Source organism: Pseudomonas mandelii, from assembly GCF_002251635.1.
Taxonomy (GTDB): domain Bacteria; phylum Pseudomonadota; class Gammaproteobacteria; order Pseudomonadales; family Pseudomonadaceae; genus Aquipseudomonas; species Aquipseudomonas mandelii_B.
On the sequence record NZ_NMOJ01000108.1, the window covers coordinates 1 to 24,524 of the forward strand.

The window sequence follows — 24,524 nt, forward strand, 5'->3', positions numbered from 1 at the left end:
GGCAGCACGCACTTGCGGATTTTTTGAGGTGCCGGGAGAGGCGGCCTGGGTAAGGCCGCCGAATCTTCAGCGAGTTGTTGCGAGTTCTTGTTGAACGCTGGCAACAGTGCGAGGCCAAGGTTTACCAGCCTGAACCTTCGCTGGCAAGGCTTTGATAGCGGAATCAGCTGCTGCACGGTTGGNGAAGCTGCCGTAAGTGATCACGTAGAGAGGCTTGCCGTTGAGCACTTTCTTGAAATAACGGTACTCGCCGCCCTGCTCCTTCACGAAGGCCTGAGCATTAGCTTCGGAACTGGTGCCGAGGATCTGCACCACGTAGTTGCTTGTCGGCTGCCCGGCGTACCAGGTGCCACCCGCGCCTTTCGCAGGAGCGGCGGCCGGCTTCTCGACCGGCTTGGCGGTAGCCACGACGGCTGGCTTGGCTGGCACCGGGGCCGGCTTCACGGCAGGCGCAGTCGGGACTGGCTTGGCGGTCGCAACCTGAGTCGGCGCTGGCACTGGTTTGGCGGCTGGCGTCGGCGCAGGGCCCGGCTGAATACCCGCTGGTGGCGCGGTGGTGGTCACGGTTGGCGGTGTAGCGCTGGACCCTTCGACCGGCACGCCGTCGTCGCCTTCAGTGATGCCACCGGCGGCTTCGGCCAGCGGACCTCTCATGACCGGTTGCGAGTTGCCGACCAGCGGCAACGGCATCGGTTGCGAATTACCGGCGAATTCGACGGAAGGCGCACCGCCGCTGTTAGGTTGTGGCGTGCCCTGCCCGAGTGGCAATTGCGCCTGTTCGTTGGCCGGCGCGCCGGTGGTCGGTGCTTTGCTGCGACCCGGCATCAACCAGGCGGCGGCTACCGCGACCACGACGACGGCGGAAATCGCCAATACGTGTTTCTTCGGCATGTTGAACCCCATCTTTGGACGCTTAACCGCAGAGCGGCTTGCAATCATGGCTTCGATCAAGGCATCCCGGGCAACCTGGTTGATGGTGCCAGGCCAGCCGTCGGAGCTTTCGTGAATATCAGAGATCTGCGAAGCGGAGAAAAGTTCGATACCGGCCCCGGCGCCTTCGAGCCGCTGGTCCAGGTATTCACGGGTTTCTTCTTCGGTGTAGGGCTGCAACTCGATGACGTGGAAACGCTCTTCCTCGAGGCTCAGCGCGTCCAGTTGCGCAATCAGCGACGACTCACCGAACAGGAACACATGCGGACGACCTTCCGGCGCACCGGCGGCCAGGGCCAGCAAGGCCTCCAGCGCGGATTCGTCGAGCTGCTCGGCGTCATCCACCAGCAAATAGACTTCCTGCCCGGTCAGCGCCAGTTGCACGACCTGCGACAGAATCGCGTTGACCTCAGCCTGGGCAACGTTCAGCGCCTGAGCCACCTGACGCAACACGCCGGCCGCATCGCCAGCGCCACGGGCGGAAACCACCACGCTTTGCACCGATTGCTTGTTGGTGCTGGCAACCAGGGCTTGGCGCAACAGGGTCTTGCCGCTGCCTTGTGGGCCGGTGACCACCAGCAACAACTGGCTGTAGCGGGCCAGGTGATGCAGTTGCCCCAGCACCGGTTTGCGCTGGGCCGGGAAGAATTTGAAGCCAGGTACCCGCGGAGCAAAAGGGTCATGGCTTAACTGGTAATGGCCGAGGAACGCCTCGTCGGCATGCAAACTAGTCATCGGGATCTTATTAACCTTTAAGCTGGGCCAGGGCGCGGTAATCCGCTCCCAGCGTGGCCTGTAAAATCTCTTTCGGATAATCGTCGGTCACTACCGCTTCGCCCATGTGGCGCAGCAACACCAGTCGCAGGCGACCGTCGATCACTTTCTTGTCTATTGCCATATGTTCGAGGAAATCCGCCTCGGTCATCTCCAACGGCGGGATGACCGGCAGGCCGGCACGCTGAAACAGGCGAATGCCGCGATCGCGTTCTTGTTCGCTGATCCAGCCCAGTCGTGCGGACATTTCCAAAGCCATTACGGTGCCAGCAGCGACGGCTTCACCATGAAGCCAGACACCATAGCCCATATGGGTTTCGATAGCGTGTCCGAAGGTGTGACCCAGGTTCAACGTGGCACGAACACCGGTTTCCTTCTCGTCGGCACCGACCACCTCAGCCTTGGCGGCGCAGGAACGCTCGATGGCATACGTCAGCGCGACCTGGTCCAGGGCGCGCAGGCGATCGATATGTTCTTCGAGCCAGGTCAGGAACGGCTCGTCGCAGATCAGCCCGTACTTGATGACTTCCGCCAACCCCGCCGACAACTCGCGCGGCGGCAGGGTGTTGAGGGTCGCGGTGTCGATCAGCACCACGTTGGGCTGATAGAACGCGCCGACCATGTTCTTGCCCAGCGGGTGGTTGATGCCGGTCTTGCCGCCCACCGAGGAGTCGACTTGCGACAGCAACGTAGTCGGGACCTGAATGAAATCAACACCGCGCTGATAACAGGCGGCCGCGAAACCGGCCATGTCACCAATCACACCGCCACCGAGGGCGATCACCGTAGTGCGGCGGTCGTGGCGTGCAGTCAGCAGGCCNTCAAATATCAGTTGCAGGGTTTCCCAGGTCTTGAAGGCTTCGCCATCGGGCAGCACCACGGAAATCACCGAGAACTGCGCGAGGCTGCGGGTCAGACGTTCGAGATAGAGCGGCGCAACGGTCTCGTTGGAGATGATCGCCACCTGCCGCCCGGCAATATGCGGAGCGAGCAATTCGGGCAGGTCCAACAAACCTTCGCCAATATGGATTGGGTAGCTGCGCTCGCCTAGATCGACCTTGAGTGTCTGCATGTGTCCCCACAGTGAAGATGGAATCAGGCGTCCTGCCTTGAGTTAACGAATGTCCACGGCGTCTGCTGGTGTGACGCCGTTCGGTAGCCATCCGCCACAACCTTGAGCGGTCGTGACAGGACGCCGAGGATAGCGCATTTCGCGCTACGCATTAACGGGGAGGTAGCTGCTGCAAGCGTTCGAGAATATCGAGCACGACCATTCGCGGCGGCCGCTCATCGGTTTCAACCACCAGGTCGGCGATTTCCCGATACAGCGGATCGCGGATCGCCAGCAAATCCCGCAGGGTCTTGGCCGGATCGGCGGTGCGCAACAAGGGGCGATTGCGATCACGGGACGTGCGGCCGACCTGCTGCTCGACCGAGGCATGCAGATAGACCACCCGACCGCCGGCGTGCAACGCCCGACGATTGGCTTCGCGCATTACCGCGCCGCCACCGGTCGCCAATACCACGCCATCGCAGCCGCACAGTTCGGCAATCATCGCCTGCTCGCGGTCGCGAAAGCCCAGCTCGCCTTCCTTATCGAAGATCCATGGGATATTGGCACCCGTGCGCAATTCAATTTCCTTGTCGGAATCTTTGAACGGCAGGCGCAGCTCTTTGGCCAGCAAACGGCCGATGGTGCTTTTTCCAGCGCCCATCGGTCCTACAAGAATCAAATTTCGCACAGAATCAACGACTCACAGCAATCGCCTGGTTATTCATAATACGCGGAGTCAGGAATACCAGCAGCTCGGATTTTCTTTCCGCCAGCACATCGCGCCGGAAAAGGCGGCCAAGATACGGCACATCGCCCAAAAATGGCACCTTATCTACAACCTTGCTCTGAGTATTTGAGAAAACCCCGCCAATCACGATGGTCTCGCCATCATTGACCAGGACCTTGGCNTTGACCTCGTTTTTCTTGATCGGCGGTACGTCATTGAGCTTGTTCANATAGTCCGGCTCATCCTTGGTGACCTTGACCTCCATGACCACCCAGTTATCCGGGGTGATTTGCGGCGTCACCTCCAGCGACAGCGAGGCTTCCTTGAACGACACCGATGTAGCACCGCGCGAGGTGGATTCCTGATAGGGGATCTCGGTGCCCTTGAGGATGCGCGCGGTTTCCTTGTCGGAGGTGACCACCTTGGGCTGCGAGACGATTTCGCCGTTACCGGTCTTCTCCATCGCGGTCAGCTCCAGGTCCAGCAACACGTTATCGGTGATGAAGGCGATGCCGATCCCCGAGGTGTTGCCCGCAGCGCCCAGGTCGACAAACGGAGAGTTGGTGCTGGTGCTGCCCGGAGTACCGATGGTGGTCGACGAACCATTGCTGACGCCGGATGTGTTCCAGTTGCCCTTGTTCTGCACCGAACCGCCCCAGCGCACGCCGAGGCTTTTGTCGTAGTCGACGTTGGCTTCGACGATTCGCGCCTCGATCATCACCTGACGCACCGGGATGTCCAGTTGCGCGACGATGCGACGAAGTTCGTCGAGCCGGTCCTGAGTCTGGTAGGCAATGATGTTGTTCGTCCGCTCATCAACCGTGATCGAACCCCGCTCGTCGATTTTCGCTTCGGCACTGGTCACCGACGTGAACAGCTTGGCGATGTCGGCGGCCTTGGCGTAGTTGACCTGCAGCAATTCGCGACGCAACGGCGCGAGTTCGGAAATCTGCTTCTGCGATTCCAGTTCCTGACGTTCACGCGCGGCGATTTCATCGGCCGGCGCCACCAGCAGGACGTTACCGATCTTGCGTTTGTCCAGGCCTTTGGTTTTCAGCACCAGGTCCAGCGCCTGGTCCCACGGCACGTTCTGCAAACGCAAGGTGATGCCGCCCTGCACCGTGTCGCTGGCCACCAGATTGAGGTTGGTGAAATCGGCGATCAGTTGCAGCACCGAACGCACCTCGATGTCCTGGAAATTCAGCGAGAGTTTTTCACCGGTGTAGGCAAACCGTTCGGCGTTGCGCTTTTGCAGGTCGTCGACGGTCATTGGCCGAATGCTGACCGTCAGCTTGTTGTCGGTCTGGTAGGTCGAATAATCGAACGCTCCGCTGGGCTCGATGCTGATCGTGGCCCGATCGCCCGTGGCGCTGGCATTGACGAACTGCACCGGGGTGGCGAAATCCTTGACGTCCAGACGCACGCGCAACGGCTCTGGCAATTGGGTTTTGGCGAAACCGAGGATGATCTTGCCATCGCGCTCCTGGATGTCCGGGGCGATGGACGGATCCGACAGATCAATCACCACGTTGCCTTCACCCTGCGTACCGCGCTGGAAATCCACACCGCGAATGGCTTTGCCCACGGGCGCATAGGCTTTCGTCGGTGCGGGCGTTGCAGTCGCGGCGCGGGGTGCGCTGGTCGTCGGCCGAGGCGCTTTGTTGTTAGCGCCCTGCCCGACCACCACGATCAGGTTGTTGCCCTCGACACGGGCGCTGTACGGGGTCAACTGGGTCAGATTGATGATTAGCCGCGTCCGGTCCTTGGCTTCCACCACCGTCGCGCTACGGGCATTGCCGCCGCCCAGTTCACGATTTTTGTTTTTTAGCTGACTGACAACGCCGGGCAGATCCAGCGCGATTCGTGCAGGCGACTCGGTCGTATAACCGTGAGGTTGCGGTGGCGGGCCATCGAAAGACATCTTCAACTCGACACGATCACCTGGCAGCGCAGCGACATCCAGCGCTTTGAGGTTGGCCGCTTGTACCATCGGCGACAACAACGCTATCCATAGCGAGATACCGAGGGTTGAGAAAATCCTGTTCATTATTCGAGTTCCACTATGAGTGCTCTTTCAAAGGGATGGTCCGTGGCCGTTCCAGCCAGGCACCTTCGCCGTCGGGAACGATTTCGACCACATCGACTTGCGAGCCGCTGATGGCGACGATCCGTCCATCGTTACGCCCCAGGTAATCGCCGACTTTCAGCCGATGCACCCCGCCTGCCCCGCGCAACAGCGCAAAGGAGCCGGTCGCATTGGAGATCGTGCCGACCATTTCAAACTGCTCGATGTTGAAACCTTCGAGGTATTGCTTGGCCCGGTTGGGGTCAGGCTTGACGTTGCGTGAGCCGCGCTTCTGCCCCGCCAGATCGACCCTGACCTGCCGGGAAAACGGGCTGCGCAGGTTGGCAGCGCTGTAGGTGAACGTTGGGTAAGACCGGAATGTCGGCGTTGGTTCAATCTTGCCCGGCGGCCGCAGACGGACTTCATTCATGAAGGCGTCGAGGTCGCCGACGTCATTGCCGTTGCCGCAACCGGCCAGGCCGGCGAGTAGCACACCCATCAATAAACTACGAATCGGGCTCATTTCTGCAGCCCCTTGTCGTTGTAGCGATAGGTCTTGGCAAGGATGCTCATGCGCAGTTTCGGACCGCCCTCGGGGTCGGCCGGCGCAAGGTCGAAATCATGCAGCGTAACGATCCGCGGCAACCCCGCCACGCCACTGACGAACGTCGCCAGGTCGTGATAGGCACCCGTCACGGTGATCTGGATCGGCAGTTCGATGTAGAACTGCTGGGTAACCTCCGGCAACAGCTTGATCTCTTCGAATTCCAGCCCGCTACCGAGGCCGGTGCGAGTGATGTCCTCGAGCAGCCCGGGCACCTCGGTATCGCTGGGCAATTGCCGCAGCAGCACGCCAAAAGAGTTCTCCATCTCTTTCATCTGCTGGATGTACAGCTCCAGATTCGCCGCCATATGCGCCTTGGTCGCGAATTGCTCCTTGAGGGTCGACTCCTCTTCGCGCTTGAGTGCGAGGTGATCTTCCTGATCGCTGATGTAAAAGGTGTAACCGAGGGCCAACACCAGAACCATGAGCAGGACACCCGCCAGGGCCTTGATCGCTGGCGGCCAGGAACCCATGTTGTTGGTGTCCAGATCGTTGATGTCGATCTTGCGCAGACCTTCGAACCATTCCGAGGGGCTCATTTGCCAGCCTCCACAACGGCGGGCTGAGTCTGACGGACGGTCAACTGAAAGACGTTGGCCTGATCCAGTTGACCGGCGGTGGTGGCTTTGACTTCCGTGAGACTCGGCGCATCGAACCAATCAGACGCGTCGAGGTTGCGCATCAGGTCCGAAACCCGATTGTTCGATTCCGCCGCGCCAGTAATGGACAGGGTTTTGCCGGCCATTTTCACTTCGGTGAAATACACCCCGTCCGGCAGGGTACGCGCCAACTGGTCGAAAATTCGCCCACTGATCGGACGGTTACCTTGCAGGTCCTGGATGATGCGCATGCGCTCGACGAGCTGCTGGCGACGGGACTTCAAGTCGCTGATCTGCTTGATGCGCTCGTCGACCACGGCGATCTGTTTGCCGATGTAATCGTTACGGGCCACTTGTCGGTCAATCGCGCCACTGATGACCTGGTCCGCGATTAAAATCGCGCCCACCGAGCACACCAATACGCCGACCAGTGCCAGCAAAAAGCGTTTGCGGCGCTCTTCACGCAGCTCTTCGCGCCAGGGTAAAAGATTGATCCGCGCCATCAGTCGAAACTCCTGAGGGCGAGCCCGCAAGCGATCATCAGTGCGGGCGCATCGCTTGCCAGGGCCCCGGCGTTGACCTTGCTGCTCAACGCCATGTCGGAGAACGGATTGGCCACTTGGGTCGGCGTGCCCAACCGCTGTTCGATCAGGCGATCAAGCCCCGGGACCGACGCGGTACCGCCAGCCAGCAGGATCTGATCGACCGCGTTGTACTGACCGGAAGCGAAGAAGAACTGCAACGACCGGGAAACCTGCTGCACCAGCGCATCGCGAAACGGCTGCAAGACTTCGCTGACGTAGTCATCCGGCAATCCGCCCTGCTTCTTCGCCAGCCCCGCCTGCTCGATGGTCAGGCCATAACGACGCTGGATTTCCTCCGTGAGCTGACGACCGCCGAACAATTGTTCCCGGGTGTAGATGATCCGCCCGTTGTACAGCACGCTCAGGGTGGTCATGGTCGCGCCGATGTCGACCACCGCCACGGTCAGCCCCTCCTGAGAGACCGCCAGTTGCCCCGCCAGCAAGGAGAATGATCGTTCCAGCGCATAGGCCTCGACATCCACCACTCGCGCCGTCAGGCCGGCCAGCGCCAGGGCGGCTTCACGCACCTCGACATTTTCCTTGCGACAGGCCGCCAGCAGCACATTGACCCGCTCTGGGTTACGCGCCGACACGCCCTGGACTTCGAAGTCGATGGCGACTTCATCCAAAGGATAGGGAATGTACTGATCGGCCTCGATTTTCAGCTGGTTTTCCATCTCGTCGTCGGAAAGACCCGCGTCCATCTCGATGGTTTTGGTGATGACTGCCGAACCGGCGACGGCCACGGCGACATTCCTGAGGTTGGTTTTGGCCTTGAGCAGCACGCGCGCGAGTGCCTGGCCCACGCCTTCGAGCTCGGCGATATTTTTTTCGACCACTGCGTTGGCGGGCAAGGGCTCGACCGCATAGGCCTCGACCCGATAACGCTCACCCTGACGACTTAGCTCAAGCAGCTTCACCGACGTGGAGCTGATGTCGATGCCCAGAAGCGTATTAGCTTTTTTATTGAAGAGTCCTAGCACTACCAATTCCCTATGACTATCCGTGTCTTACGGACTCTGTAATACCCGTTGCGTTCAAACCACCCGTCTTGACAGCAGCGCAAATGACGCTCTCGACGGAAAAATGCTTATAATGCCCAGCGTTTTTTTCCGGTTTTTACTGCAAGCGCGGGTTGCTCCCTGTTTATCTGAACCCTGTTGCCTAATTCATTCTTTGCCCTGGATATCCCAAAGCCTTGATTCGTCTGCTGAAATTTTTCGGTTGGTCCATCGTCGCCGTTTTCTGCGGACTGCTCCTTGGTCTGAGTGGCGCGTTTCTTTACCTTAGTCCGGGATTGCCATCTGTGGAGGCTCTGAGAAGCATCCAGTTGCAGATTCCATTGCGGGTGTACAGCAGCGANAANAAACTGATCGCGGAGTTCGGCGAAATGCGCCGTACACCGATCCGTTTCGCCGACATTCCACCCAATTTCATCAACGCGCTGCTGTCGGCTGAAGACGATAATTTCGCCAATCACTACGGCGTCGACCCCAGCAGCCTGGTGCGTGCAGCCACACAGCTGGTAAAAAGCGGACACATTCAGTCCGGCGGCAGCACCATCACCATGCAGGTGGCGAAGAACTTCTTCCTCACCAGCGAGCGCAGCTTTTCGCGTAAAGCCACTGAAATCCTGCTGGCATTGCAGATCGAACGTCAGCTGACCAAGGACGAAATCCTTGAGCTGTACGTCAACAAGATCTACCTGGGCAACCGCGCCTACGGGATCGAAGCGGCGTCCCAGGTTTACTATGGCAAGTCGATTCGTGACGCCAGCCTGGCGCAGATGGCAATGATTGCAGGCCTGCCCAAGGCCCCGTCACGCTTTAACCCACTGGCCAACCCTGCGCGCAGCAANGANCGTCGCGACTGGATCCTGGGGCGCATGTACAAACTGGGCAAGATCACCGAAGCCGACTACACCACCGCCNTANCCGANCCGTTGAATGCCAGCTACCACGTGCCGACACCGGAAGTGAATGCACCGTACATCGCTGAAATGGCGCGNGCCGAAATGGTCGGCCGCTATGGCAGCGACGCGTACACCGAAGGTTTCCGCGTGACCACGACGGTGCCGAGCAATCTCCAGGAAATGGCCAACACCGCAGTCCACGAAGGCTTGATGACCTACGATCAGCGTCATGGCTATCGCGGTCCTGAGTCGCGCCTGCCGGGCAAGACTCGCGAGGCCTGGGCCACCGAGCTGACCAAACAGCGGACCATCAGCGGCCTTGAACCCGCCATCGTCACGCAGGTCGACAAGANTGGCGTGCAAGTACTGACCCGCACCGGTGAAGGCCATGTGTCGTGGGACAGCATGAAGTGGGCGCGCCCCTTCCTGAACACCAACAGCATGGGCCCGANNCCCAAGCAGCCGGCGGATGTGGCTCAGGTCGGTGACCTGATTCGCGTGCACCGCCAACCGGACAATTCGCTGAAATTCAGCCAGATCCCGCAAGCGCAAGGCGCGCTGGTGTCCCTTGATCCGCAGAACGGCGCCATCCGCTCGCTGGTCGGTGGTTTTGCCTTCGAACAAAGCAACTACAACCGCGCCACCCAGGCCAAGCGTCAGCCGGGTTCGAGCTTCAAGCCCTTCGTGTACAGCGCCGCGCTGGATAACGGCTACACCGCCGCCAGCCTGGTGAACGATGCACCGATCGTGTTTGTCGACGAGTACCTGGACAAGGTCTGGCGCCCGAAGAACGACACCAACACGTTCCTCGGCCCTATCCGCCTGCGTGAAGGGCTGTACAAGTCGCGCAACCTGGTGTCGATCCGACTGGTGCAAGCGCTGGGCGTCGATCGCACCATCGACTACATCAGCAAGTTCGGCTTCAACAAGTCGGACCTGCCACCCAACCTGTCCCTGGCCCTCGGCACCGCGACCCTGACGCCGATGGAAATCGCCACCGGCTGGAGCACCTTCGCCAACGGCGGCTACAAAATCAGCCCGTACATCATCGACAAGATCGAAAGCCGCAATGGCGACACGCTGTTCGTCGCCAACCCGCCGAGCGTTCCTAGGGGCGACACAGCGACCAACGGCATCGCCGCACCGACCGACGCCCAGGCGTTCACGGTCAATGCGACGCCGGGGGAAGCTCCGGCCGCACCCGGCAGTGCGCCGCAAACGCCGGCCGTGGCCGAACGCATCGTCGACGGTCGCACCACTTACATCCTCAACAGCATGCTTGAGGACGTGATCAAACTCGGCACCGGCCGCCGCGCACTGGCCTTGGGTCGCANNGACATTGCGGGCAAGACCGGTACCACCAACGAATCCAAGGACGCCTGGTTCTCCGGCTACAACGCCGATTACGTGACCACCGTCTGGACCGGGTTCGATCAGCCTGAAAGCCTGGGCAAGCGCGAGTTCGGTGGCACCGTCGCGCTGCCGATCTGGATGAACTACATGGCTGCCGCGCTCAAGGACAAGCCGCCTCACACCCAACCAGAGCCGGAAGGCATTCTCAGTTTGCGGATTGANCCCGTCAGCGGCCGTGCGGCTTCGCCAAGCACGCCAAATGCGTACTTCGAGCTGTTCAAGAGTGAAGACACGCCACCGTCGGTCAACGAGCTGGGTAACGGCANCGNACCGGGCAGCCCGCTGCCAGCGGATGAGGCGGCGCCGATCGATTTGTTCTGATCGCATAGCGCAATGCAAAAGCCCCGCCTTCGAGAGAAGTGCGGGGCTTTTTATGGCCTGCAGGTTTTGTGTTGTCCTGGAAGGCCCCTTCGCGGGCAAGCCCGCTCCCACAAGGTTCTGTGGTGCTATTGAGAAACCTGCATCACTGCAATACCTGTGGGAGCGGGCTTGCCCGCGAAGGGGCCATCACAAGCACCACAAAAACGACAGATACAAAAAAGCCCCGACTCATATGAGCCGGGGCTTTCGGTTGAAGCGCTACAACGGCTTAGCCGTTGAACACATCATCCACGCTTTGCAGTGGGTAGTGCTTCGGATACGGCAGGGTGGCCACACCCGTCTCGATGGCAGCTTTAGCCACGGCATCGGAGATCAGGGTGATCAGGCGCTTATCCATTGGTTTCGGAATGATGTACTCACGGCCGAACGCCAGCGGGGCACCACCGTAGGCATCGCATACGTCCTGAGGTACCGGCAGCTTGGCCAGTTCACGCAGGGCGTTGGCGGCAGCTACTTTCATCTCTTCGTTGATGCGCTTGGCGCGAACGTCCAGGGCGCCACGGAAGATGAACGGGAAGCCCAGTACGTTGTTGACCTGGTTCGGGTAGTCCGAACGGCCGGTGGCCATGATCACGTCGTTACGGGTGGCGTGCGCCAGTTCCGGGGAGATTTCCGGGTCTGGGTTGGAGCAGGCGAACACGATCGGGTTGGCCGCCATGGACTTCAGGCCTTCAGCGCTCAGCAGGTTCGGGCCGGACAGGCCAACGAACACGTCTGCACCGTTCAAGGCATCAGCCAGGGTGCGCTTGTCGGTCGCGTGAGCGAAGACAGCCTTGTACTGGTTCAGGTCGTCACGGCCGGAGTGGATCACACCGGTACGGTCAACCATGAAGATGTTTTCCAGCTTGGCGCCCATGCTCACCAGCAACTTCATGCAGGAGATGGCCGCAGCGCCAGCGCCCAGGCAGACGATTTGGGCGTCAGCCAGAGTTTTGCCAGCGATTTCCAGGGCGTTGATCATGCCGGCCGCGGTAACGATCGCGGTGCCGTGCTGGTCATCGTGGAATACCGGAATGTCGCACTGTTCGATCAGGGCCTTTTCGATCTCGAAGCACTCAGGTGCCTTGATGTCTTCCAGGTTGATGCCACCGAAGGTGATGGAAATGCGCTTAACGGTGTCGATGAAAGCCTGCGGGCTCTCGGAATCGACTTCGATGTCGAAAACGTCGATGCCGGCAAAGCGCTTGAACAGCACGCCCTTACCTTCCATGACTGGCTTGGAAGCCAATGGGCCGAGGTTACCCAGGCCGAGAATCGCGGTGCCATCGGAAATCACTGCAACCAGGTTGCCTTTGCCGGTGTACTTGTACGCCAGTTCAGGGTCGCGGGCGATTTCACGTACGGGCTCGGCAACGCCAGGGCTGTAGGCCAGCGACAGGTCGCGGGCGGTGGCAGTGGCTTTGGTGAGCTCTACACTCAGCTTTCCTGGACGAGGATGGGCATGATATTCGAGAGCGGCAGTTTTCAAATCAGACATATCGGCATTCCGCTTTTACTGTTGGTCGACGGACCGCCGAGGATACGCGTGTCGCAAAGTCCCTACAAGACTGACCGGTCACAGGTGTCAAGGGCCCTGCGCTACGACTTTNGGCCAAGAGCCGCGGAACACAAGGGATAGACTGTTCACAATCACCAGAAAAAATGTCTACAATTTTTTATCAGGGTGCCGCTTGCAGCATCGCCGGGTCGGTCAGCGGCAGAAGCCAGCGTGCCTGCCCGGATTTCAAACCGCCCCGGCGCGATCGATCCACAACCCAGCCACGCGCCTCGATCTGCTTACCCTTCAGCCGCTCAAGCGCTGCAACATCGAACTCCCCGAGCAAATTGGGTGCAACGCGCAATACAACCGCGCCCTGCAACTCAATCCAAACCCCGCCGCGATTGCGCTGAACCTTGCTCACACGACCACTGAGTACGGCAAAACCGGAGGCGTTGATCTGCTCCGCTTTCAGTACAGGCGATTGCCGCCACAGGCCAAGGCCGGCCTGACGGGCACTGCGTTCGGCGGCTTGCTGGCAGCTGACCAAATCGACATTCGGCGCGACCGCCACTTGAAAACCGAGGCCCTCGGCGAGCATCTGCGCTTCGAGGTTGGCGCCATTGGCGCCGTAGACATGGGCGAGCGTGCGACCGTAATGATCTTTGCTTTCTTTACTGGCCAGCAAACCCACGCGCCCGTCGCTGGCCGCCACCAGCGCTTCCAGGCGTTTGCGCGCGGCCACGGCGAACGGCTCGTCGGAACGTCCCTGCTTGCCCAGCTCAGGGGTATTCAAGCCGATCATGCGCACACTGCGGCCATCGCTCAGGCGCAACGTGTCGCCATCCACCACCCGTTGCACCGCGACGGGTGTCAGACCGCTTGGTAGCGGACAGAAGGCCTGGGCGCCGGACAGCCAAATCGCAGACACAAAAAAGGCGCCCGCGAGGGACGCCTTTTTCGTTAGCAAGGTAAAGCCCATGGGGCTTTTCAACCTTACTCTGCAGCAGCAGGAGCTTTCTTGCCGAAAGTACCAAAGCGATCTGCGAAGCGCTGTACACGGCCGCCGGTGTCCAGAGTTTTCTGCTTACCGGTGTAGAACGGGTGGCACTCGTTGCATACGTCGATCNCCAGTGGCTTGCACAGGTTCGAACGCGTTTCGAACTTGTTGCCGCAGCTGCAGGTTACTTCGATGGTTTCGTACGCTGGATGGATATCGGCTTTCATGGTGACTTCCTCGGGCTAGCGTGCCGCCACTCGACACTATTGTTGAATACCGCACGTAATTAGGCCGCGGATTCTACCAGACAATGCCAATCGCGCAAGCTGTCGCTTCTACCGACCGTCTGCTAGGCTCGCGCCCCAAATGCTGACTATCTGCACGCAAACCTGTGGGAGCGGGCTTGCCCGCGAAAGCGTCCTGACAGTCGATGAAGATGCCGACTGTATAGGCCTCTTCGCGGGCAAGCCCGCTCCCACAGGGGTTGCGCTCAGCCTTTCTTACTGCCCGCCCAAAGAGAATCCCCCGCGTGCCCGATGCCATTTTGCGCCTCGCCTTGCCTTCGCCGCTGCGCCGCCTGTTCGATTACCGTGCCCCGGCCGGGGTCCTGCGCGCCCAGTTGCAACCGGGCATGCGCCTGCGGGTGCCGTTCGGCCGGCGGGAGATGATCGGGATTCTGGTGGAGGTCACCGACACCAGCGAAGTCCCGGCGGAAAAGCTCAAACCGGCGCTGGCCCTGCTCGACGCCACCCCGCCGCTACCGCCAGCACTGTTCAAGCTGTGTCTGTGGACCTCNCAGTATTACCAGCACAGCCTGGGCGACACGCTGAGCTGGGCGCTGCCGGTGCTGTTGCGCCAGGGCGAACTGGCCGAAGCGCGCCAGGAACGCTTTTGGTCGATGGCGCCCGGCGCCAGCCTGGATGACCCGCGTATCGCCCGAGCGCCGCGTCAGCGCGAAGCCCTGGCCACGCTGGCCCAACACCCCCACGGCGTGGCCCATCAGCTATTAAGCAAGCTGATGCTGAGCAAGGACAGCCTCGACCTGCTGTTGGCCAAGGGCATGGTGCAGGTGGAAATCCGCAAGCACGCGCCGGACCCGCGCCACGAACACTGGCTGGCGCAACCGGAGTTGCCGCTCAACCCAGAGCAGCGTGCCGCGTATGAAGCGATTCGCGCCGGATTCGACAGTTATCACGCGTTCCTGTTGGCCGGCGTCACCGGCAGCGGCAAGACCGAAGTGTATTTGCAACTGATCCGCGAAACCCTGCAGGCCGGTAAACAGGCGCTGGTGTTGATCCCCGAGATCAACCTGGGCCCGCAAACCCTGGCGCGCTTCGAACAACGCTTTAACGCGCGCATCGCCCTGGTGCACTCGGCGGTCAACGACCGCGAACGCCTCGAAGCCTGGCTCGCCGCGCGGGACGGCGAGGCCGACATTATTATCGGCACCCGCTCGGCCCTGTTCACGCCCATGAANAACCCCGGGCTGATCATCATCGACGAGGAGCACGACGGCTCCTATAAACAGCAAGAAGGCCTGCGCTACCACGCCCGTGACCTGGCGCTGGTGCGCGCACGCCAGGAAAACATCCCGATTGTGCTGGGCTCCGCCACGCCCTCGCTGGAAAGCCTGCACAACGCCTACACCGGCCGCTATGGGCTCCTGCGCTTGAATGAGCGGGCAGGCGGCGCCAAGCAACCACGCTTCCTGCGCCTGGATGTAAAAAGTCGCCCGCTGGACAGTGGGATTTCCGGGCCGATGCAACAGGCCATCGGCCAGACCCTTGCCGCCGGCCAGCAAGTGCTGGTGTTTCTCAACCGCCGGGGTTTTGCGCCGACGCTGCTGTGCCACGACTGCGGCTGGATGTCAGAGTGCGAACGCTGCGATGCGCGCATGACCGTGCACCAACGCTACGGCGAGTTGCGCTGCCACCACTGCGGCCATGTAGAGCGTGTGCCTCGGCATTGCCCGAAGTGCGGCAAAGTCGANCTGCGCCCGGTGGGTGCCGGCACCGAGCGCGCAGAAGAGCGCTTGGGCATCCTGTTCCCGGATTACCCGGTGCTGCGGGTCGACCGCGACAGCACCTCGCGCAAAGACGCGATGAACCAGCTGTTTACCACCATCCAGAAAGGCCAGCCGTGCATTCTGGTCGGCACGCAGATGCTTGCCAAAGGGCATCACTTTCCACGCGTCACGCTGGTGTCGATCCTGGATGCCGACGGGGGCTTGTTCTCCGGGGACTTCCGCGCCAGCGAGCGCATGGCGCAGCTGATCGTGCAGGTCGCAGGCCGGGCCGGGCGAGCCGAAGAGCCGGGCAAGGTGATTATCCAGACGCACCTGGCCGATCATCCGCTGCTGGTGCAATTGACCGAACAAGGCTATTTCGCCTTTGCCGAACAGGCCTTGAGTGAGCGTCGTTCTGCGGGATTGCCGCCGTTTGCGCACTTGGCGTTGCTGCGGGCCGAAGCGCACAAACCGGGGCAGGCCGAGGGTTTTCTCGATGAGGCGTGCAGTGAGGCCGAGCGCTTGCTGGCTGAGCAGAATCTGACCGGGATTGAACTGCTCGGCCCAGTGCCGGCTCCGATGGAACGACGCGCGGGGCGGTATCGTGCGCAGTTGTTGTTGCAGGCCTCGGCTCGGGCGCCGTTGCATCGGCTGCTGAGCAGTTGGTTACTGGCGCTGGAGCAGATGCCGAGTGGGCGGGCGGTGCGTTGGTCGCTGGATGTCGACCCGGTCGACTTGTATTGAATTCAAGCTCGTTATCGCGGGCAAGCCCGGCTCCCACAGGGATCTGCGTTGCTTACACGTACCGCATCCTGTCACTGACCCTGTGGGAGCGGGCTTGCCCGCGAAGGCTGACTATTTGTCACCACATATCCATAACCTGCCCGCTATAGTTGGCAAGCCCGTCTTCGCAACGGATAATGCCCAGTTTTTCCACTAGCGCATCGAAGCGCCGCCGCGCTTGCGGTCGAAAGAGAACACCATGAAAGACACCATTCGCCAGCTGATCCAACAAGCCCTCACCCAACTCGTCAACGAAGGTGTGTTGCCTGAAGGCCTGACGCCGGCGATCCAGGTGGAAAACACCCGCGACAAGACCCACGGCGACTTCGCCAGCAACATCGCGATGATGCTGTCCAAGCCTGCGGGCATGAAGCCGCGCGACCTGGCGGAAAAAATCATCGCCGCGCTGCCGGTTGACGAGANCGTCAGCAAGACCGAAATCGCCGGCCCGGGCTTCCTGAATTTCTTCCAGAACACTGATGCCCTGGCCACTCGCCTGGACGCCGCCCTCGCCGACGCCAGCATTGGCGTGCGCAAGGCCGGCCCGTTGCAGCGCGTGGCCATCGACCTGTCGGCACCGAACCTGGCCAAAGAGATGCACGTCGGCCACTTGCGCTCGACCATCATTGGCGACGGCGTGGCGCGGGTGCTGGAGTTCCTGGGCGACGACGTGATCCGCCAGAACCACGTGGGCGACTGGGGCACGCAGTTCGGCATGCTGATGGCGTACCTGCAGGAAAACCCGATTACCAGCAACGAGCTGTCGGACCTGGAAAACTTCTACCGCGCCGCGAAGAAGCGCTTCGACGAATCCGAAGAGTTCGCCGACCGCGCCCGTGGCCTGGTGGTCAAGCTGCAAGCCGGTGACAAGGAATGCCTGGAACTGTGGGGCCGCTTCCGTGAGATCTCGCTGTCGCACTGCCAGGAAATCTACGAACTGCTCAACGTGAAACTGACCATGGCCGACGTGATGGGCGAAAGCGCCTACAACGACGACCTGATCAACGTGGTCAACGACCTCAAGGCCAAGGGCCTGCTGGTTGAGAGCAACGGCGCGCAGTGCGTGTTCCTCGAAGAATTCAAGACTGCCGACGGCGAGCCGCTGCCGGTGATCATCGTCAAGGCCGATGGCGGCTACCTCTACGCCACCACTGACCTGGCGGCCGTGCGCTACCGCAGCGGCGNACTCAAGGCTGACCGCGCGCTGTATTTCGTCGATCAGCGTCAAGCGCTGCACTTCCAGCAAGTGTTCGCGGTCGCCCGCAAGGCCGGCTTCGTGACGCACCCGATGGACATGGAGCATATGGGTTTCGGCACCATGAACGGCGCCGACGGCCGCCCGTTCAAGACCCGTGACGGCGGCACCGTGAAGCTGATCGACCTGCTGAACGAAGCCCAGGAGCGTGCCTACAACCTGGTGAAGGAAAAGAACCCGGAACTTGCCGAAGACGAATTGCGCAACATCGCCAGNGTNGTGGGCATTGGCGCGGTGAAATACGCCGACCTGTCCAAGCACCGCACCAGCGACTACAGCTTCAACTTCGAGCTGATGCTGAACTTCGAAGGTAATACCGCGCCGTACCTGCTGTACGCCTACACCCGCGTGGCCGGTGTGTTCCGCAAGTTGGGCAAGGACTTCAGCGAAGTTGAAGGCCAGATCAATCTTGAAGCGCCGCATGAACAGGAACTGGCTGCCAAACTGGCGCAATTCGGCGAAGTGCTGAACAGCGTCGGCGAGAAAGGCACGCCGCATATCCTCTGCACCTATTTGTACGAAGTCGCCGGCCTGTTCTCCAGCTTCTACGAGAACTGCCCGATTCTCACTGCCGACGACGAAGCCCAAAAGCAAAGTCGCCTGCGCCTCGCCGCATTGGCTGGACGGACCCTCAAGCAAGGCCTGGAACTGTTAGGCCTGGAAACTCTGGAGCGTATGTAAGTTGGCTGCCAAGAAAAAACCTGCACCCAAGCGCGGCGCCAGCCGCTATCAGGCACCTGCAAAGCAACCGATCCCGGGCTGGCTGTGGATGGCCATCGGCCTGACGGTCGGCGCGTTCATTGTGTTCCTGATGAAACTGGAACCGGGCAAGGGCAGCGAGAGCGTCAAGCGCGAGAAGATCGAACAGCAGAAAGCCACCAAGATCGCCGAGGCCAACAAGACCCCGCCGAGCCCTACAGCACCGGTGAAGCCGAAATACGACTTCTATACGCTGCTGCCTGAATCGGAAGTGATCGTGCCGCCCGACGCCGTGCCGGAGAAAACCCTGCCGACGCCGCAAGTGCCGGCCGTTCCGACCACGCCGGTCACGCCAGAGCAAGCCGCGAAGATTGATACTGCGCGAGCCCAGGCGGCACTGGCCGGAATCACGCCGCCGCCAGCGCCACCGGTGTCCAAAGCGGCCCCGGTGACGAAGTTCTTCCTCCAGGCCGGCTCGTTCCGCAAGGAGGCTGATGCGGACAAGGTTCGGGCGCAGATCATCCTGCTGGGTCAGGCGGTGGCGGTTGAATCCGGCACAGTGAAGGACGCGACCTGGTATCGCGTACTGGTCGGGCCGTTCAGCAACCGCGAACAGCTGACCGTGGCGCAGAAACAATTGGCGGGAGCCGGCTTTAGTAACCTGTTGTTACAACAACGCCAGAGCCGCTGATTCTGAGAACACAGTAGGCCCCACGGTTGATCGCCAGCAAGCCGGCTCCTACAAGGGATCGCGTAAATCCTGTAGGAGCCGGCTTGCTGGCGATGGCGTCAGATCAAACACCCCCCCTTCCCTGCTAAACACCGCTCGTCCCCTCTCCCGTCCTACAGTTGAAAAACGCATCACCACCCCCATATGAGTTGGCATAAGGCATTTTCGCCCCGCTGCGTGGAGACTCCCCCTTGACCACCATCGTTTCAGTACGTCGCCACGGCAAAGTCGTCATGGGCGGCGACGGCCAGGTTTCCCTTGGCAACACCGTGATGAAAGGCAACGCCAANAAAGTGCGTCGCCTGTACCACGGCCAGGTAATTGCCGGTTTTGCCGGGGCCACCGCTGACGCCTTCACCCTCTTCGAGCGTTTTGAAGGCCAGCTTGAGAAACATCAGGGTCACCTCGTTCGCGCCGCTGTCGAACTCGCCAAAGAATGGCGCACCGACCGTACCCTCAGCCGCCTCGAAGCCATGCTCGCNGTCGCGAACAAAGACGCTTCCCTGATCATCACCGGTAACGGCGATGTGGTTGAGCCTGAACATGGCCTGATCGCCATGGGTTCCGGCGGTGGCTACGCCCAAGCGGCAGCCAGCGCCTTGCTGAAGAAAACCGATCTGTCGGCCCGGGAAATCGTCGAAACCGCACTCGGTATCGCCGGCGACATCTGCGTATTCACCAACCACACCTTCACCATTGAGGAGCAGGACCTCGCCGAGTAAGCCTGTTCCGGCCCTAGCGCCACGGCTCACTTTTGCTTGAGGACCGCCAATTACTATGTCCATGACTCCCCGCGAAATCGTCCATGAACTTAATCGCCATATCATCGGCCAGGACGATGCCAAGCGCGCCGTTGCCATTGCGCTGCGTAACCGCTGGCGCCGGATGCAACTGCCCGAAGAACTGCGCGTTGAAGTAACGCCGAAGAACATTCTGATGATCGGGCCGACCGGCGTCGGTAAAACCGAAATCGCCCGGCGCCTGGCCAAACTGGCCAACGCCCCGTTCATCAAGGTCGAAGCCACCAAGTTCACCGAAGTGGGCTATGTGGGCCGCGANGTNGAGTCGATCATTCGTGACCTGGCCGACGCCGCGCTGAAACTGCTGCGCGAACAGGAAATGACCAAGGTCAGCCATCGCGCCGAAGACGCCGCCGANGAACGCATCCTCGACGCCCTGCTGCCACCGGCACGCATGGGCTTCAACAATGACGACGCACCGGCCTCGGATTCCAATACCCGCCAGCTGTTCCGCAAGCGCCTGCGTGAAGGCCAACTGGACGACAAGGAAATCGAGATCGAAGTCGCCGAAGTGTCCGGCGTCGATATCTCCGCACCGCCTGGCATGGAAGAAATGACCAGCCAGTTGCAGAACCTGTTCGCCAACATGGGCAAGGGCAAGAAGAAAAGCCGCAAGCTCAAGGTGAAGGAAGCGCTGAAACTGGTGCGTGACGAAGAAGCCGGTCGCCTGGTCAACGATGAAGAGTTGAAGGCCAAGGCGCTGGAAGCGGTCGAGCAGCACGGCATCGTGTTTATCGACGAGATCGACAAGGTGGCCAAGCGCGGCAACTCCGGTGGCGTCGATGTCTCGCGCGAAGGCGTACAACGCGACCTGTTGCCGCTGATCGAAGGCTGCACCGTGAACACCAAGCTGGGCATGGTCAAGACCGACCACATCCTGTTCATCGCCTCGGGTGCATTCCACCTGAGCAAGCCAAGCGACCTGGTGCCGGAGCTGCAAGGCCGCCTGCCGATTCGCGTGGAACTCAAGGCGCTGACCCCGGGCGACTTCGAACGTATCCTCAGCGAGCCACACGCTTCGCTCACCGAGCAATACCGTGAGCTGCTGAAAACCGAAGGCCTGGCCATCGAGTTCCTGCCAGACGGCATCAAGCGCCTGGCGGAGATCGCCTGGCAGGTCAACGAGAAGACCGAGAACATCGGTGCCCGTCGCCTGCACACTTTGCTCGAACGTCTGCTTGAGGAAGTGTCCTTCAGCGCCGGCGACATGGCCAGCGCCCACGACGACAAGGTGATCCTGATCGACGCTGAGTACGTCAACAGCCACCTGGGCGAATTGGCGCAGAACGAAGATCTGTCGCGCTACATTCTGTAGAGCTCAAGCTGTAAGCTACAAGCGGCAAGTTGATCGCGTTCAACTTGAAGCTTGTAGCTTGCAGCCCAGACATCCGGTCATGATCCCCACCGACATCAAACTGCACAAAGCCTCGAAAACCCTGTCGCTGAAATACGCGTCCGGCGAGGAACATCACCTGCCCGCCGAGTTCCTTCGCGTGCACTCTCCTTCCGCCGAGGTCCAGGGCCACGGCAAACCTATCCTGCAATTCGGCAAACTCAACGTCCGGTTGATCAAGATAGAACCGGCCGGTCAGTACGCACTGAAATTGACCTTCGACGACGGGCATGACAGCGGACTGTTCACCTGGGAATATCTGTACCAGCTGGGCGTGCGTCAGGAGGACCTTTGGAACGATTATCTTGCCGAACTGAAAGCCGCCGGAAAAACCCGCGATCCCAACGAATCCATCGTCAAGCTGATGCTCTAGCCCAGGCTTCTTGCTCTTTAGAGGGCATTTTCTAATTTCATCTGCTTGAATGCCCTGTCGCGTGGCCAACGATTGGCCCGCTTGCGAAAAAAATTAAACTCGGGTAACCAATGGAGCTGGCAAGTTCCCTGCAGTGCTCTCTGCCGTAAAAAGCAGCGATGCAGAATTAACGGTCACCCGAGCAGAAGTACCTGGCATTGGCTGTGTGATGACACGGCTGGACCCCGGTACTCGTCTCAGGACAATGGAGCGTCGTAGATGAGTAACAAGAATAACGATGACTTGAAGTATCAAGCCTCGGAAAACACCTTGGGGCTGAATCCTGTCGTTGGGCTGCGTGGAAAGGATCTACTGGCGTCTGCTCGAATGGTGCTCAGGCAGGCCATCAAACAACCGATCCACAGTGCCAGGCATGTCGCCCATTTCGGCCTTGAATTGAAGAACGTGTTGTTCGGCAAATCCGAGCTTCAACCGACCAGCGACGACCGCCGCTTCCACGACCCGGCCTGGAGCCAGAACCCGCTCTATAAACGTTACCTGCAAACCTACCTGGCGTGGCGCAAGGAACTGCACGACTGGATCGGCGACAGCAACCTGTCGGAACAGGACATCAGCCGCGGCCACTTCGTGATCAACCTGATGACCGAAGCCATGGCCCCCACCAACAGTGCGGCCAACCCGGCGGCGGTCAAACGCTTCTTTGAAACCGGCGGTAAAAGCCTGCTCGATGGCCTGTCCCATCTGGCCAAGGACATGGTGCACAACGGCGGCATGCCGAGCCAGGTCAACATGGGTGCCTTTGAAGTGGGCAAGACCCTGGGCGTGACCGAAGGCGCGGTGGTGTTCCGCAATGACGTGCTGGAATTGATCCAGTACCGCCCGACCACCGAGCAGGTGCACGAGCGCCCATTGCTGGTGGTGCCGCCGCAGATCAACAAGTTCTATGTATTTGACCTGAGCCCGGACAAGAGCCTGGCGCGCTTCTGCCTGCGTAATGGCCTGCAGACGTTTATCGTCAGTTGGCGCAACCCGACCAAGGCCCAGCGCGAGTGGGGCCTGTCGACCTATATCGAGGCGCTCAAGGAAGCGGTCGATGTGGTCACGGCGATTACCGGCAGCAAAGACATCAACATGCTCGGCGCCTGCTCCGGCGGCATCACCTGCACTGCGCTGCTGGGCCACTACGCCGCGCTGGGAGAAAAGAAGGTCAACGCCCTCACCCTGCTGGTGAGCGTGCTGGACACGACCCTCGACACCCAGGTGGCGCTGTTCGTCGACGAACAGACCCTGGAGGCGGCCAAGCGCCACTCCTACCAGGCCGGTGTGCTGGAAGGCCGCGACATGGCCAAAGTGTTTGCCTGGATGCGCCCCAACGACTTGATCTGGAACTACTGGGTCAACAACTACCTGCTGGGCAACGAGCCGCCGGTGTTCGACATCCTGTTCTGGAACAACGACACCACGCGGTTGCCGGCTGCCTTCCATGGCGACTTGATCGAGCTGTTCAAGAACAACCCGCTGGTGCGCGCCAACGCCCTGGAAGTGTGCGGCACGCCGATCGACCTCAAGCAGGTCACCGCCGACATCTACTCCCTGGCCGGCACCAACGACCACATCACGCCATGGAAGTCCTGCTACAAGTCGGCGCAGCTGTTTGGTGGCAAGGTCGAGTTTGTGCTGTCCAGCAGCGGGCATATCCAGAGCATTCTGAACCCGCCGGGCAACCCGAAATCGCGCTACATGACCAGCACCGAAATGCCGGTCAAAGCCGAAGAATGGCAAGAGAACTCCACCAAGCACACTGACTCCTGGTGGCTGCACTGGCAGGCCTGGCAGGCCGAGCGTTCGGGCAAGCTGAAGAAATCCCCGGCGAGCCTGGGCAACAAAGCTTACCCGGCAGGCGAGGCGGCGCCAGGCACTTACGTACACGAGCGGTAACCGACACACCTCGCGCCCTCTGTAGGAGCGAAGCTTGCTCGCGAAAGCAGTCTTTCATTCAACACGGATGTCGACTGACTTGACGCCTTCGCGAGCAAGCTTCGCTCCTACAGGGGACCGGGATAATTCACCCACAGGGCCTGAAGCATGCCGCAACCGTTCATATTCCGTACCGTCGACCTGGATGGCCAGACCATCCGCACGGCGGTGCGCCCGGGCAAGCCTCACTTGACGCCGCTGCTGATCTTCAACGGCATCGGCGCCAACCTTGAGCTGGTGTTTCCGTTCGTCCAGGCGCTGGACCCGGACCTGGAAGTGATCGCCTTCGATGTGCCGGGCGTGGGCGGTTCGTCGACGCCGAATCGGCCGTACCGTTTTCCGGGCCTGGCGAAACTCACGGCGCGGATGCTCGACTATCTCGACTACGGGCAAGTCAACGTCATCGGCGTTTCCTGGGGAGGTGCCCTCGCCCAGCAGTTCGCCTACGACTATCCCGAGCGCTGCAAGAAACTCGTGCTGGCGGCCACGGCGGCCGGCGCATTCATGGTGCCGGGCAAGCCGAAGGTACTGTGGATGATGGCCAGCCCACGGCGCTACATCCAGCCGTCTCACGTGATCCGCATTGCGCCGATGATCTACGGCGGCTCGTTCCGTCGCGATCCGACCCTGGCTGCCAGCCATGCGGCAAAGGTCCGTTCGGCNGGCAAGCTGGGTTACTACTGGCAGCTGTTCGCGGGGCTGGGCTGGACCAGCATTCACTGGCTGCACAAAATCCGCCAACCCACCCTGGTGCTGGCGGGGGACGACGACCCGCTGATCCCGCTGATCAACATGCGCATGCTGGCCTGGCGNATTCCCAACGCACAGTTGCACATCATCGATGACGGCCANTTGTTCCTGATTACCCGCGCCGAAGCGGTGGCACCGATCATCATGAAATTCCTCGAGGAGGAACGTCAGCGCGCCGTGATGCATCCGCATCCGGCGCCATTGGGCGGTTAACCGGCCCATTATCGGTCGGCAGGACG

20 protein-coding genes are annotated in these 24,524 nt (G+C 60.8%); 9 read left to right on the forward strand and 11 right to left on the reverse strand.

Annotated features, from left to right (window positions below; genetic code table 11):
* Positions 1-66: 66 nt before the first annotated feature.
* The 8 genes from B7L09_RS15225 to B7L09_RS15260 all read right to left on the reverse strand — a co-directional run bounded on the left by B7L09_RS15225 (position 67) and on the right by B7L09_RS15260 (position 8,320).
* A complete protein-coding gene (locus tag B7L09_RS15225; protein WP_094469512.1) occupies positions 67-1,665 on the reverse strand; it encodes an SPOR domain-containing protein in 1,599 nt (532 codons plus the stop codon).
* Between the two features lie 10 nt (positions 1,666-1,675).
* A complete protein-coding gene (gene aroB, locus B7L09_RS15230; protein ID WP_094469513.1) occupies positions 1,676-2,776 on the reverse strand; it encodes a 3-dehydroquinate synthase in 1,101 nt (366 codons plus the stop codon).
* A gap of 151 nt (positions 2,777-2,927) precedes the next feature.
* Entirely contained in the window at positions 2,928-3,446 is a 519-nt protein-coding gene (aroK, locus tag B7L09_RS15235; RefSeq protein ID WP_094469514.1) for a shikimate kinase AroK, read from the reverse strand.
* 4 nt (positions 3,447-3,450) lie between these two features.
* The gene (locus B7L09_RS15240) at positions 3,451-5,532 is read right to left on the reverse strand and encodes a type IV pilus secretin PilQ (RefSeq protein WP_094469515.1); all 2,082 of its coding nucleotides are present in this window, start codon (positions 5,530-5,532) and stop codon (positions 3,451-3,453) included.
* 13 nt (positions 5,533-5,545) lie between these two features.
* Positions 5,546-6,073: a pilus assembly protein PilP gene (locus B7L09_RS15245; protein ID WP_094469516.1), complete on the reverse strand. Its 528-nt coding sequence runs from the start codon at positions 6,071-6,073 to the stop codon at positions 5,546-5,548.
* Entirely contained in the window at positions 6,070-6,693 is a 624-nt protein-coding gene (gene pilO, locus B7L09_RS15250) for a type 4a pilus biogenesis protein PilO (protein ID WP_094469517.1), read from the reverse strand. Before pilO ends, B7L09_RS15245 begins: the two co-directional genes overlap by 4 nt.
* Positions 6,690-7,256 (reverse strand): PilN domain-containing protein, encoded by a 567-nt coding sequence (locus B7L09_RS15255; protein WP_094469518.1) that lies wholly within the window; start codon positions 7,254-7,256, stop codon positions 6,690-6,692. Before B7L09_RS15255 ends, pilO begins: the two co-directional genes overlap by 4 nt.
* Entirely contained in the window at positions 7,256-8,320 is a 1,065-nt protein-coding gene (locus tag B7L09_RS15260; protein WP_094469519.1) for a pilus assembly protein PilM, read from the reverse strand. Before B7L09_RS15260 ends, B7L09_RS15255 begins: the two co-directional genes overlap by 1 nt.
* A gap of 218 nt (positions 8,321-8,538) precedes the next feature.
* Between B7L09_RS15260 and B7L09_RS15265 the strand changes: the two genes are divergently transcribed.
* Entirely contained in the window at positions 8,539-10,983 is a 2,445-nt protein-coding gene (locus B7L09_RS15265; protein WP_438269328.1) for a penicillin-binding protein 1A, read from the forward strand.
* Positions 10,984-11,251: 268 nt separating this feature from the next.
* Here B7L09_RS15265 and B7L09_RS15270 read toward each other — a convergent pair whose 3' ends face one another.
* From B7L09_RS15270 to rpmE, 3 genes are all read right to left on the reverse strand, one after another.
* The gene (locus tag B7L09_RS15270) at positions 11,252-12,520 is read right to left on the reverse strand and encodes a malic enzyme-like NAD(P)-binding protein (protein ID WP_094469521.1); all 1,269 of its coding nucleotides are present in this window, start codon (positions 12,518-12,520) and stop codon (positions 11,252-11,254) included.
* Positions 12,521-12,701: 181 nt separating this feature from the next.
* Positions 12,702-13,502, reverse strand: a complete 801-nt coding sequence (locus B7L09_RS15275) for a thermonuclease family protein (protein ID WP_094469522.1) — start codon at positions 13,500-13,502, stop codon at positions 12,702-12,704.
* Between the two features lie 14 nt (positions 13,503-13,516).
* Positions 13,517-13,747, reverse strand: a complete 231-nt coding sequence (rpmE, locus tag B7L09_RS15280; RefSeq protein WP_094469523.1) for a 50S ribosomal protein L31 — start codon at positions 13,745-13,747, stop codon at positions 13,517-13,519.
* Between the two features lie 302 nt (positions 13,748-14,049).
* Between rpmE and B7L09_RS15285 the strand changes: the two genes are divergently transcribed.
* The 8 genes from B7L09_RS15285 (at position 14,050) to phaZ (ending at position 24,498) form a co-directional block, all read left to right on the forward strand.
* Positions 14,050-16,269, forward strand: coding sequence for a primosomal protein N' (locus tag B7L09_RS15285; RefSeq protein WP_094469524.1), 2,220 nt, complete (start codon positions 14,050-14,052; stop codon positions 16,267-16,269).
* 238 nt (positions 16,270-16,507) lie between these two features.
* Positions 16,508-18,244, forward strand: coding sequence for an arginine--tRNA ligase (argS, locus tag B7L09_RS15290; RefSeq protein ID WP_094469525.1), 1,737 nt, complete (start codon positions 16,508-16,510; stop codon positions 18,242-18,244).
* 1 nt (position 18,245) lies between these two features.
* Positions 18,246-18,953, forward strand: a complete 708-nt coding sequence (locus B7L09_RS15295; protein WP_094469526.1) for an SPOR domain-containing protein — start codon at positions 18,246-18,248, stop codon at positions 18,951-18,953.
* Between the two features lie 230 nt (positions 18,954-19,183).
* Positions 19,184-19,714, forward strand: coding sequence for an ATP-dependent protease subunit HslV (gene hslV, locus B7L09_RS15300; RefSeq protein WP_094469527.1), 531 nt, complete (start codon positions 19,184-19,186; stop codon positions 19,712-19,714).
* 55 nt (positions 19,715-19,769) lie between these two features.
* Positions 19,770-21,107: an ATP-dependent protease ATPase subunit HslU gene (gene hslU, locus B7L09_RS15305; protein ID WP_094469528.1), complete on the forward strand. Its 1,338-nt coding sequence runs from the start codon at positions 19,770-19,772 to the stop codon at positions 21,105-21,107.
* A 79-nt stretch (positions 21,108-21,186) separates the two neighbouring features.
* Entirely contained in the window at positions 21,187-21,558 is a 372-nt protein-coding gene (locus B7L09_RS15310; protein ID WP_094469529.1) for a gamma-butyrobetaine hydroxylase family protein, read from the forward strand.
* A 258-nt stretch (positions 21,559-21,816) separates the two neighbouring features.
* Positions 21,817-23,496 carry a class II poly(R)-hydroxyalkanoic acid synthase gene (phaC, locus tag B7L09_RS15315; RefSeq protein ID WP_094469530.1) on the forward strand — a complete coding sequence of 560 codons (1,680 nt, stop codon included), beginning with the start codon at positions 21,817-21,819 and terminating at the stop codon, positions 23,494-23,496.
* A gap of 147 nt (positions 23,497-23,643) precedes the next feature.
* Complete coding sequence (gene phaZ, locus B7L09_RS15320; RefSeq protein ID WP_094469531.1) at positions 23,644-24,498, forward strand: poly(3-hydroxyalkanoate) depolymerase; 855 nt, start codon at positions 23,644-23,646, stop codon at positions 24,496-24,498.
* Positions 24,499-24,524 lie beyond the last annotated feature (26 nt).